The organism is Actinophytocola sp., from assembly GCF_035712165.1.
Classification (GTDB): domain Bacteria; phylum Actinomycetota; class Actinomycetes; order Mycobacteriales; family Pseudonocardiaceae; genus DASYTH01.
Genome location: NZ_DASTBH010000234.1, coordinates 1 through 2,404, shown reverse-complemented (window position 1 = coordinate 2,404; position 2,404 = coordinate 1). Strand labels below are relative to the sequence as shown.

At 72.4% G+C, this 2,404-nt stretch carries 3 protein-coding genes and 1 pseudogene; 3 read left to right on the top strand and 1 reads right to left on the bottom strand.

Annotation, left to right across the window (positions count from 1 at the left end; translation table 11 throughout):
- The 3 genes and pseudogenes from VFO68_RS13350 to VFO68_RS13340 all read left to right on the top strand — a co-directional run.
- A pseudogene (locus tag VFO68_RS13350) lies at positions 1–364 on the top strand (rRNA small subunit methyltransferase B); the annotation flags it as partial.
- Between the two features lie 86 nt (positions 365–450).
- The gene (locus VFO68_RS13345) at positions 451–1,719 is read left to right on the top strand and encodes a histidinol-phosphate transaminase (RefSeq protein WP_325158569.1); all 1,269 of its coding nucleotides are present in this window, start codon (positions 451–453) and stop codon (positions 1,717–1,719) included.
- A complete protein-coding gene (locus VFO68_RS13340; RefSeq protein WP_325158568.1) occupies positions 1,716–2,168 on the top strand; it encodes a hypothetical protein in 453 nt (150 codons plus the stop codon). The genes VFO68_RS13345 and VFO68_RS13340 overlap by 4 nt, the downstream gene beginning before the upstream one ends.
- Before the next feature lie 25 nt (positions 2,169–2,193).
- Here VFO68_RS13340 and VFO68_RS13335 read toward each other — a convergent pair.
- Positions 2,194–2,404: hypothetical protein (locus VFO68_RS13335; protein ID WP_325158567.1), on the bottom strand; the 211-nt coding region annotated here is incomplete at its 5' end.

The following is a 2,404-nucleotide window of genomic DNA, read 5'->3' as shown; positions in this document are numbered from 1 at the left end:
GCTGGTGGACGCGCCGTGCACCGGGCTGGGCGCGCTGCGGCGCCGGCCCGAGGCGCGCTGGCGGCGCGTCCCGGCCGACCTGCCGCCGCTGACCCGGCTCCAGCGCGAGCTGCTCGGCGCGGCGCTGCGGGCGGTGCGTCCGGGCGGCCTGGTGGCGTACGTGACCTGCTCGCCGCACCTGGTGGAGACGCAGGTGACGGTCACCGAGACGGCCCGCCGCTCGGGGCTGCCGGTCGAGCTGCTGGACGCCCGGCCGCTGCTGCCCGCGGGCATGCCGGGCCTGGGCACGGGCCCGTCGGTGCAGCTGTGGCCGCACCGCCACGGCACCGACGCGATGTTCCTGGCGGTGCTGCGCCGCGGTTAGCTGCGGCTTAAGTCCTGGTTAGGCACGCGCGCGGTTGAACCCATCGATGCCCGGGGCCCGTACCCCGGGTCGTGCGATCTCAGGGTATGGACCTCAACGTGCTGCGCCAGGGCGCCCACAGCGCCTCCTACTTCGCCCTGGCCCGGAGCATGGGGGAGGGGGCGTCGATCGTCGACTTCTGCATCCCCTGCAACCCGTACTTCCCCACGCAGGAGATGTTCGACCGGCTCTCCGCCGACCTGCAGAACATCCTCAAGTACTACCCGAGCGACTCCGGCACCATCACCAACAAGCTGTGCAGCGTCCTCGGCCTGCACCCGCAGACCGTGGCGATGGCCAACGGCTCCACCGAGCTGATCACCTGGATCGACCACCTGCTGATCAATTCGAGCATCGCCATCCCGATCCCCACCTTCGGGCGGTGGACCGACCAGCCGCTGGAGACCGGCAAGCGGGTCGACATGTTCCTGCTGCAGGAGCGGGACAACTTCACCCTCGACCTCGAGGAGTACGTGCGGTTCATCCGCGCCCGTGGCTCCCGCGTGGCCGTGCTGTGCAACCCGAACAACCCGGACGGCAACTACCTGCCCCGGCGTGAGGTGCTGCGCTTCGTCGACGAACTGGACGACCTGGACCTCGTCGTGGTGGACGAGTCGTTCGTGGACTTCGTGGACGCCGAGCGCTACCCGTCGGTCGGCCCGGACGCCGCGATCCGGCCCAACGTGATCGTGCTGAAGAGCCTGGGCAAGAACTACGGCCTGCACGGCATCCGGTTCGGCTACCTGGTGGCCAACCCGGCGCTGGCCGCCAAGGTCGGCAAGGCGCTGCCCAAGTGGAACCTCAACTCGCTGGCCGAGGCCGTCGTCCACATGATCTCCGACCACGAGGCGGAGTACCACGACAGCCTGCGGCTGCTCAGCCGCGACCGCCGGCACCTGACCGAGGAGCTGTCCCGGGTGCCGGGGCTGACCATCTTCCCGTCGCAGGCCAACTTCGTGCTGGTCAAGCTGCCGGTCGGGTGGCACGGCGTGGAGCTGCGCGATTACCTGATCTCCCGACACGGGGTGTACATCCGCGAGTGCGGCAACAAGCTCGGCATGTCCAGCCAGTTCGTGCGGCTGGTGGTGCGGCCGCGCGACGACGTCGACCGCCTGGTCGACGGCATGCTGTCGTACGGGCGTTATCTGCACGGCGGCATGCTGGAGCTGGCGGACTCCGACCGCGAGCGCGGGCTGGGCGCGGAGCTGAGCGCCAGCGAGGGCGGCGCCGATCTCATCATGCACCCGGCCAGCCGGTCCACGATCACGCACATCCCGGCGGAGCGCTACACCGGCCTGGCGGCGGTGGGACGGTGAGACTGGCGTTCCTCGCCACGTCCGACCTGAACGGCTGGAAGGTCAAGACGTACGGCATCTCGGCCGACGACGCCCGCCCGCGCACCGAACTGGTCCGCGCGGCCCGCGCCCTGGCCGCCTCGGAACTGCCGGACCGGCCCGACCGCGACGGCGCGTTCGGGGTCGGCTTCCTCATCGTGCGCGACGACCCCGCGAGCTGCCTGGTGCTGGTGGACTGGTGGGCGCACGCGGGCGAGCTCTACCAGCGGGCGTTCGCCGCACCGTGGGACCGGCCGGGCGCGCTGGCGCCCCGCTCCTCGCCGGCCATCGGCGGGGTGTGCGAGCTCCAGGTGACGGCGCACGAGCGGCAGGCGTGGCTGCGGCACGTGCTCAACAACCCGGCCGGCTGGAACATCGACGGCTACCTGGCCGACACCTGCGCCGCCGCGATCGTCCCGGTCCCGGTCTAGCGCCGGCCCGAGGTGGTGACCGGCGTCAGCCGCGGGTGAGGTCCGCGCAGCCGGTCTCGTCCGGCAGCAGCGGGCGGAGGGCGACGGTCCACGTCTTGCCGCCGGAGCGCCACGGCGTCGCCGCGCTGGCGTCGCGCGCCGCCGCCATCACCGCCCGCGCCTGGTCGCCGGTGGCCACCACGCAGCCGGTCTCCGGGCCGATCGACTCGCCGGGCAGCGCCGGACCGGGCCACTCC

Coding starts and splice junctions, on each gene's coding strand:
- VFO68_RS13345 (WP_325158569.1), top strand. CDS start 451: ATGGACCTCAACGTGCTGCGCCAGGGCGCCCACAGCGCCTCCTACTTC.